The sequence below is a fragment of the Cupriavidus sp. 05N40 genome, from assembly GCF_056397305.1.
The window spans coordinates 1-9,084 of sequence record NZ_JBFTND010000253.1 but is presented as its reverse complement, the minus strand read 5'-3'; the positions used below and the strand labels follow the sequence as shown (position 1 = coordinate 9,084).

Here is a 9,084-nt window from a genome sequence, read left to right as displayed (position 1 = left end):
GCATCACTTCGTCGCGCAGCGTGGTGGCCTGCTTGAGCAGCTTCTCGATCTCCGCGCGCTCGAGCTTGGAGGCCCAGCGCAGCGTGGAGCGCAGGATCTCTATCTTYTCGATCAGTCCGGCATAAGAGATGGTGCTGCCGACACGGCCGCCCTGGTTGAACAACTTCATCTCGCGCCCCCTCGCTCCCCTTGGCTGTTCCCACCGCAATGACGCCCGGGCGATGGCCACGCGATGATCAGGCCATGCCCCGGACAACGCTCAGGCCGCACTCAGGCCGCACTCAACTGCTTCTGCACCAGCTGGTAGTACATGCCCTTGCGCTCCAGCAGTTCCTCGTGCCGCCCTTGCTCCACGATGCCGCCTTCGTACAGCACCAGGATCTTGTCCGCGCGCATGATCGTGCTCAACCGGTGCGCGATGATCACGGCTGTGCGCCCGCGCAGGATGTCCTGCATATTGCCGAGGATATTGCTTTCGGACTGCGTGTCCAGCGCCGAGGTGGCTTCGTCGAACACCAGCAGGCGCGGATCGTGGTACAGCGCACGCGCAATGCACAGGCGCTGGATCTGCCCGCCGGACAAGCCCATACCGCGCTCGCCCACCACCTGCTCGTAGCCCAGCGGCAGCTTGCTGATAAAGGCGTGGGCATCGGCCATCTTGGCCACTTCCTCGATATGGCGCCGGTCCGGGCTGTCGTCGCCGCAAGCGATGTTCTCGGCGATGGTGCCGGAGAACAGCAGGTTGCTCTGCATCACATAGCCGATCTGGGCACGGTAGTATTCCTTGTCGATCACGCTGAGGTCGTAGCCGTCCACCGTGATCTTGCCCTCGGTGGGCACATAGAAGCCCACCAGCATCTTGGCCAGCGTGGTCTTGCCCGAGCCGCTGCGCCCCACGATGGCCAGCAGCTCGCCGGGCTTGATGCTGAAGCTGATGTTCTCCAGCACATAGGACGTCTCATTGCCGCCATAGCGGAAAAACACCCCGTCCAGGCTGATCTCCCCCTGCAGATCGGGCAGCATCACGCGCGAGGGCAGGTCCTGCGGCTTCTGCTCCGGGTCCAGGTCGAGCACGTCGCCCAGCCGTTCCATCGCCACGCCGGCGTCATTGAGCTGGCCCCACAGCGACACCAATCCCATCAGCGGCGCCAGCACGCTGCCCATGAATGCGTTGAACGCGATGAGCTGGCCGATGGTCAGCTCCCGCTGCAGCACCAGGTTGGCGCCCACCCAGAGCACGGCGATGGTGGTCGCGGCATTGAGCAGCTGGCTGGCCAGCCCGACCAGGATGTGGAAGGCCTGCGCCTTGTACTGCAGCTCGAGCGCCTTGGCGTATTTCTTCTCCCACTTCAGGCGCACCGGCCGCTCGATGCCCATGCCCTTGACCGTCTCCACCCCGCCCAGTGTCTCCATCAGGTAGGAGCGCGCCTCGGTCGAGGTGGTGAACACCTCGCGCGCGTAGGCCTTTACCTTGGGCGTGGCCAGCACCGTGAGCGCGGCGATGGGCACCACGAAGGCCAGCAGCACCAGCGTCATCTTGACGTTGTAGAGGAACATGATGGTGAAGTAGATGAACACCATCAACAGGTTGAGCGCCGTCGTCACCGTGGACTCGGTCAGGAAGGCGCGGATGGTCTGGTTCTCCTGGAAGCGGGCAAAGATGTCGCCGGTCTTGCGCTTGGCGAAGAACGAGAACGGCAGCGACATGGTGTGCCGGAAGAAGTGCGACATCATGGCGAAGTCCATGTTGCGCACCATGAAATTGGCAAGGTAGGCGCGCACGGTGGACATCAGCTGCGAGAACACGTTGGAGACGATCAGCCCGAGGATCAGCAGGTTCAGCAGGCCCACGTTCTGGTGCACCACCACCCCGTCGAGGATGTTCTGGATGATCAGGGGCGGCACCACGCCCAGCACCTGGATCACGAACGTCGCGAGGAACAGATGGACGAGAATGCGCTTGTACGGCGCAAGGTAGCCAATGAAGCGCAGCCACGGCGAGCGCGCCACGGCCAGCTGCGTCATGCTCTCGCCCGCGGTGAACAGCAGGCAGGTGCCGCTCCACCCGCGCTCGAATTCCTCCACGCGCATCTTGCGGAAGCCCAGCGCAGGGTCGGCTACCCACACCCAGCGCTTGGACACGCCATACACCACCACATAGTGGTAGCCCTCCCAGTGCACGATGAACGGCAGCTCGAAGCCCATCAGCGAGTCGCGCGTGCACTGCACGCCGCGCGTCGTGAAGCCGAGCGATTCCCCCGCGCGCGCCAGGCTGTCCAGCGTGGCGCCCTGGGTGGTCACGTTGGCCAGCTCGCGCAGCTTGCCCAGCGTCATGGGAATCCCGTAGTGGCGGCAGATCATCGCCAGGCAGGCGGCGCCGCAATCCATTTCCTCGGCCTGCTCGACCAGCGCGAAGCGGCGGATCAGCCGTTCGCCCATTTCTGGCTTGGAGGCCAGGTCCAGCATCACCGGATGCTTGCGCCGCTCGGCCAGCTTCTTCTGGCGGTGCAGTTCGCGGTCGACAAAGCGGATGCGCTCCTCCAGCACCTCGCGCAGCTTGGGGTTGCGCTCGAGGATGAGCTGCACGGTCTTTTCCGGGATCACCAGCAGGCGGGCATCCGTGCCCGCGATCGCGGAAGCCATCTGCTCCTGCCGCATCACGCAGGCGCGCTCGCCGAAGATATCGCCCTGGCGCAAGGTGGCCAACGGATATTCCATGCCGTCCTCGGTGCGCACGATGCGCACCTCGCCCTGCCGCACCACGTACAGGCGGCGGTCTTCGCGCGCGTCCTGCTTCAGGATTTCCTTGCCGGCCGAGACGCGCTTCACCCCCACGCTACGTACCGCTTCCTCCAGCTCGGCCTTGTCGAGCTTGCCGCGCAGGTCGAACAGGCGCGCCACGAAGCCGCCCGCCGAACTGATCGCCACATAGCTGGCGACGAACGCCATGGCCGCGGGATTCTGCGCGATCATGGGCTCGGYCACGCCGCGCGGGATGAACAGCAACTCGGTCTTGGCCGACGAGCGCACCGAGGACTCATGCCGGTACTCCCGCAGCATGGCGATATCGGCAAACACCTCGCGCACCTTGCGCACGCCCAGGCTCACTTCCTTGCCATTGTCCTCGTTGAACACGCGCACCGAGCCTGACTTGACGACGAATATCCCGCCCGCCGCATCGCCCGCGTTGCAGATGGTTTCGCCGAAGCCGTAGCTCAGCGATTGCGCATGCTCCGCCAGCCGCTCCAGCTCCTCGCGCGAAAACGGCGAGAGTATCTCTACGCCCGCCAGGAAATCGGCAAGCGGCTGCAGTTCGGAGCTGGCTTCCATGGATTCGCGCTCCGCCGGCTAACGCGCTTCGATCACGTGTTCCTGCGCCCTGGCCATGAGCCAGTCCTCGCGCAGGAGCCGGCGCACCTCCGCCGCCACCTCCGCATCGAGCGTGGCCGGATGCTTGGCGCTCACCATGAAGATCTCGAAATTGGCGCGGTCCGCCGACGGGAATGGCCCGAGCAGGTCGCCCACGGCGGCGTTGAACACCTTGGCCTCGATATCGGTCTTCAGCGAGCCGCGCAGCACCTTGCCGATCGCCCCGCCGTGCTCGCGCGTGTCCGCCACGGAATGCTCGCGCGCCATCTCGGCAAAGCTGTCGGGGTCATCCTGCAGGTAGGAGATCAGTTCCTTGGCCTTGCCTTCGGCGTCCACCACGATGTGACTGATCTCGATGCTGTCGAACTTCGGCGAATGCAGCTTGAAGTAGGCATCCACCGCGCGCTCGTTGGTCACCTCCGCCATCATCTTTTCCTGGTAGAGGCTCTCGGTGACGAAGGCCTCGAACTCGTCCAGGCTGATATTGAGCGCGTCCAGGTAGTGGTTCATCTCCGTCGCGCGATGCAGGCCCTGCACGCGGCGGAACTGGTCGGCGCGCTCCTGGATCTCCTCGGGCGTGACGGCGATGCGCTGCTTGCGCGCCGCGTGCACGGTCAGCTTGTCCCGTACGATCTGCTCGATCAGGCCCTCGAACTGCCCCGTGAGCTTCAGGACCCGGATGAACTCCTCGACGCCGATGACCTCATCGTCGACCCGCACAATCGCTGTCATGTTCTGTACTCCTCGATCGTTGCCGCAAGCCGCACGCCCGCGGCCAACGCCCTCATGCCTGCCCCGCCGCCCTGCCTTGCCTGCTGTCTCGCCAGACGCACGCCGGCCCCTTCCCCTTCAGCCGGCCACCTGCCGGAACGGATCCAGCCCAAGGTCGATCAGGCGCCGCTCGCGCACCACGATTTCGGCCGTGGCGGTCATGCCGTAGCGCAACGGATACTTGCTGTCCGCCACCGAGTAGTACGTCTGCGCCAGCCTGATGCGGCCCTCATACACGGGCTGCTTGTTCTGCCCGACCAGCTTGGTCGCCGGAGAGATGTACTCCAGCGTGCCGTTGAGCAGCCCGTAGCGCTGGTAGGGGAAGGCATTGAACTTGAGCTTGACCGGCAGGCCTTCGCGCAGGAAGGCGCGGTCGCGCTCCGCGATCTCGATCTTCAGCACCGGGCGCGCGTCCTTGGGCGCGATGCCGCCCAGCGGCGCATTGGCCTGGACCTTGTCGCCGCRCTGCGTGGAGCTCACATCGGTGATGACGCCGGCCACCGGGGCCAGGATCAGCAGGAAGTTGTCCTTGTCGATATTCTCGAAGCGGATGCGCGCCGCCGCCTCGGCCACCAGGCGCGCGGTCTGCACCTGCAGGCGCAGCTTGTCCTCGGTATTGCTGATCTCGCGCAGCGCGGCGTCATACTGGATGCGCAGGTTGGTCAGTTCCTGGCTGCTGCCCTCGAGCTTCACGGTGGCCTGGTTGAACTCCTGGCTCAACCGCGAATCCAGTTCCGTCAGGCGCGATTGCGCGATGCGCAGCGTGTTCTCGGCCTCCACCGCCGCATTGCGCTTTCCCTCCACCTGAGATTGCGACACCCCGCCGCCGCCCGGCAGCGCGAACAGCCGTGCGTACCGCTCCTGCTCCTGGCGCGTGAACTCGCGCTGGCGGCGTGCGTTGTCCAGGTTGCTGCGTGCTTCCTGCAACTGCGCGCGCTGCTGCTCCGCCAGGCGCGTGGTGCCTTCCGCCGTGCGGGTCTCATGCAGGCGCTCGGCCACCTCGATCTGCTGCTTGAGCGCGGCCGCCTTGCGCTCCATCAGCACCTTCCTGTCGGGAAACTGCTTCCACTCGCGCTCGGAGTCCTGCAGCTTGAGCTGCGCCTCCAGCGCATTGGTGGCCGCCTCTATCGCGCCGCGCGCATTGAGCCGGGCCAGCACGTCGTCCTTGGACACGGGCTGCCCCTCGGCCACGTAGAGGTCGGCCAGTTCGCCGTCCACCGGCGCATAGAAGCGCCGCACCTCGGACTCGGGGGCCAGCGTGCCGTCCGCGGTGACGATCACGTCCGCATGGCCGACAAAGGACCACACCAGTGCGCACAGCACCAGCAGCACCATCACCATCACCGATATCTGCATGATCTTCAGCGGCTCGGCACTGAGAATGGCAATGCCTTCCGCGCTGTGGTCTTCCAGCGCCTCGTGCAGCGGCTTAAGGCGATTGCCGCGGCTGTCGTCCTTCATCGCCGTCTCCTCCGATCAACGCTAGCTTGGCCTTGAGCACGGCAGGGTYCAGCACCATGCGCAATTCCTGCAGCGAACGGCGCTGCAGCTCCGATTCCGAATCAATATCCTGCTGCACCTGGCTCCATTGGGCGGTGTCGCTGACCTTGAGCTGCTCGTAGATGCGCATGCCCTGGTGAGCCTGCGTGCCGGCGCTCGACAGCAGCCGCGCCTGCGTGCGGAACTTGCCCGAGATCTCCGGCTCGAGCCGCTGCTCGCCGCCGATCGCGCCGTCGCGGCGGTACTGGCGCCAGCTGGCCAGCGCACCGTTCATCAGTTCCTGGGCGCGCCGCAGGGCGGCGTCGTGGATGGCGGCCACTTGAGGCTCGATCGCCTTGACGAAGTATGCATCCTGCGCGGGATCGAGCATCGCGTAGAAAGTCAGCAGGCGCTCGTCGAAACCCTTGCCGCCATCCTCCTTGCGTACCTCGGCAAACTGCGCCGCCACGGCCTGCCGGCGCGCCAGCTCCTTGCCGGCGGCTTCGGCCCACGGGCCGCTCTTGATCTGCTGCAGGGCCGCGAAGGTGCCGGCGGTATCGCCCGCTTGCCAGGCCTTGTCGGCTTCGCTGTACTGGCGTGCCACCTCGGGCGTGGGCAGGCGGCTGGCGGCCAGCTCGCGATAGCGCGCCTGGAACGGGGGCGTGGCAAAGCCGGCGCCGGCCATCTGCGCCACCACCGGCCCGAGCGTCATCGCGCGCAGGGCCGTGTCGAGCGCCAGATACTGCCGCAGGTCCTCCTTGAGCCGGTCCAGGCCGCCGAGGCGGGGATACTTCTCCGCATAGTCCGCGAGCACGGCCTCCAGCGCCTGGGGCGTGTCGCTGGCGAGTCCCGTGGCCAGCGCTGCGTTGAGGCGGTCGATGGCGGCGAGGTAGACGGAGTCGTCGCTCTGCAGCTTGCGCACATTGCTCAGCGCGTCCGCGTAGGGATCCTTGAACGCCGGCACGTAGGCGGCGATGCGATCGAGCGCGCGCTGGTGCGCCGGAACGTCCGCGCTCCAGTGCTGCAGCAGCTCACGGATGCCGGCTTCGTCGGCATAGATGCGGATCGGCGCATCCACGCCGCCCCTGCCGGCGACGAAACGGTTGAGGCGCCCCATCCACGCCAGCTCATCCACCAGCGGGCGCGCGTCGGCGTTGTGCGCGCCGAGCGTCTTCATTTGCGCCAGGGCCGCATCCGCGCCGCCGAAATCGCGCGCGCTCAGCTTGCCCATCCATGCGGGCACGTAGGCGCGCAGCAGCGCCTCGGTGCCCATCACCTGAAACTGTGCGTTGTCCGCGTGCTTCGCGAGATACGCATCCGCCACCGTGGCTGCGCGCGCGTAGTCGCCGCTGGCCATCAGCGCCTTCATCTCGCGCTCGGGCGCGCCGCGAAAGTACAACACCAGCAGCACGGCGACCACGGCCACGACCACGGCCGCGCCCCAGCGCGCCGCGCGCCTGAGGCGCGCGCGCTCGCCGGCGCCGAAACTGCCGCCCAGCCGGGCCATGATGAGGCCGTACTTGCCCTGTGCCTGCGGCTTGTCATCGGTCTCGCCGTCTTTCGGCTGCGGCATGGCCTCCTGGTTGACCTCGTCTTCCTGCTGCGCGGCGTAGTCGACGCAGAAGATATCGAGGAAGGAGCCCGGCGCCGCCACGAACGTGGTCTTGTCGGGATCCTGCGCCGGCGCGGCTGCCTGGGGTGCCGGTGCAGGTACCGGCGCCGCCGCGGGCGATGGCACCGGCACCGGCGCGGGCGCGGCCACGGCGCCCGCTGGCGGGCTTGCACTGACTTCCGGCGGTGCCGCCGGCAGGCCCGAGCTGGTGATGGTCGCATCCGCGACCGGCTCGGTCCGTATGCCGACGCGATAGACGAAATGATTGCCGCCGAGGGCCACCAGGTCGTTTTCGCTCAGCGCGAGCGCATGTTCCTCCACGCGCGTGCCGTTGACGAAGGTACCGTTGGTGCTGCCCAGGTCTTCGATGCAGGGTTGCCCGCCCTTGAGGAAAATGTGCGCGTGTCGCCGCGAGACATAATTCACCTGGTGCGGATAGACGTCCCGGTAGCGCGCGAAGGTCTCGTCGGCCTTGCTGACGAGGAAGGGAAAGCCGGCGATTTCGATCGGCTGCAGGCCAAGATCGCCGCGCTCGGGCGTCAGCGTAAGCACGACCGGCGGGTATTCCGCCGCCGGCACCGGCGCGCGCGGCCGCAGATGCACGCGATAGGCCAGCGCCGCGCCAAATCGCAGTTCGTCGCCGTCGCGCAGGCGCGCCGGCTGCTGCGCCACCGCCACGCCGTTGATCGCCGTGCCGTTCTTGCTGCCGAGGTCCGCGATATAGGCCACGCCGTCTTCGGAGAAGATGCGCGCGTGCCGGCGCGAGAGCACGGTCACGACATCGGCGGGATAGGTGGCGAAAGGCGCTTCGGCACGCCCCACGGCAAACAGGCTCTCCTCGATGCGGATCTCGCCAAGGGCGGGATGCGTGACGGGCACGAGGACGATATCGAGCATAGGCGCAAGCACTTGTGCGAACCCCTGCCCCACCTTCGCCCGCGTCTCGTCAATCAGAGCTTCGTCTGGAGCCATGTTTCGCTACCACCAACAGCGCTTGGGCCATGCGCATGCGCCGGCGGCAAGCCATTTTCCATGGCGGCGCGGCAAACCCGAAAGACACGCTGCGCCGGGAACGTGCTGACTAAGGACATAGTAGGCCACGCTTGCAGGTAGTCAAACGCACGACTACCGGCCGGCGCGGCTATTTCGCATCCTGCTTCGACACCTGCTGCGGGTCGTCCTTCCCCGCATTGGCCACCGCAACGCTCGGCCACCCTCCGCCAAGTGCCTTGTAGAGGGTGACAGTATCGGCCAGGATTTGTTGGTGATTCGCCAACAACTCGAGCTGCGCGCTCAGCAGCGAGCGCTCGGTCTCGAAGACATCGAGCTGGGACACCACGCCTTCCTTGAGCTGCGCCTCGATCTGCGCCGAAACCACGCGTAACTGCGCCACCTGCTGCTGCAGTTCCACGCGCTGCTTCTTGTGGGCGTCGACATTGACCAGCGCATTCTCCACTTCCTCGAAGGCGGTGATCACGGTGCGGCCATATTCGCTCTCGGCCACCTTGGTCTGCGCTTCCGAGGTCTTTACGCGGGCGCGCACGCCGGGGTCCAGCATCGGCAGGTTGATGCTCGGCATGAAGCCGAAAGTGAAGGACTTGAGCAGGTCTGACAGCGCGAAACTGGAGGTGCCGCCGCGCGCGGTCAGGCTGAGCGTGGGCAGCTGCGCCAGCCGCGCCTGGCCAACCAGGTTATACGACTCGAGCACGCGGTACTCCGCCGCGATGATGTCCGGGCGGCGCGAGAGTAACTGCGAAGGCAACCCGGCCGGCACGGCGGGCAACTGCACGCGCTCCTGCAGGCGCCCGGGCGCCACCTTGAACACGCCCGCCGGCACACCCACGAGCGTGCCC

5 protein-coding genes and 1 pseudogene are annotated in these 9,084 nt (G+C 66.7%); all 6 read right to left on the bottom strand.

Features of this window, described 5'->3' with window-relative positions; genetic code table 11:
• Nucleotides 1-169: pseudogene (locus AC1DO7_RS36285) on the bottom strand (sigma-54-dependent Fis family transcriptional regulator); the annotation flags it as partial.
• Between the two features lie 101 nt (nucleotides 170-270).
• A complete protein-coding gene (locus AC1DO7_RS36280) occupies nucleotides 271-3,330 on the bottom strand; it encodes an ABC transporter transmembrane domain-containing protein (RefSeq protein ID WP_477117228.1) in 3,060 nt (1,019 codons plus the stop codon).
• An 18-nt stretch (nucleotides 3,331-3,348) separates the two neighbouring features.
• The gene (locus AC1DO7_RS36275) at nucleotides 3,349-4,101 is read right to left on the bottom strand and encodes a peptidylprolyl isomerase (protein ID WP_441624089.1); all 753 of its coding nucleotides are present in this window, start codon (nucleotides 4,099-4,101) and stop codon (nucleotides 3,349-3,351) included.
• A gap of 117 nt (nucleotides 4,102-4,218) precedes the next feature.
• Nucleotides 4,219-5,601: a beta-barrel domain-containing protein gene (locus AC1DO7_RS36270; RefSeq protein ID WP_477117227.1), complete on the bottom strand. Its 1,383-nt coding sequence runs from the start codon at nucleotides 5,599-5,601 to the stop codon at nucleotides 4,219-4,221.
• Entirely contained in the window at nucleotides 5,570-8,128 is a 2,559-nt protein-coding gene (locus AC1DO7_RS36265) for an FHA domain-containing protein (RefSeq protein ID WP_477117226.1), read from the bottom strand. Before AC1DO7_RS36265 ends, AC1DO7_RS36270 begins: the two co-directional genes overlap by 32 nt.
• A 244-nt stretch (nucleotides 8,129-8,372) precedes the next feature.
• Nucleotides 8,373-9,084, bottom strand: a 712-nt coding sequence (locus AC1DO7_RS36260) for a TolC family protein (protein WP_477117225.1), incomplete at its 5' end; no start/stop codon positions are given.

Bases quoted from the DNA above. Each gene is read 5' to 3' on its own strand.
- AC1DO7_RS36275 (WP_441624089.1), bottom strand. From the start codon at position 4,101: ATGACAGCGATTGTGCGGGTCGACGATGAGGTCATCGGCGTCGAGGAG.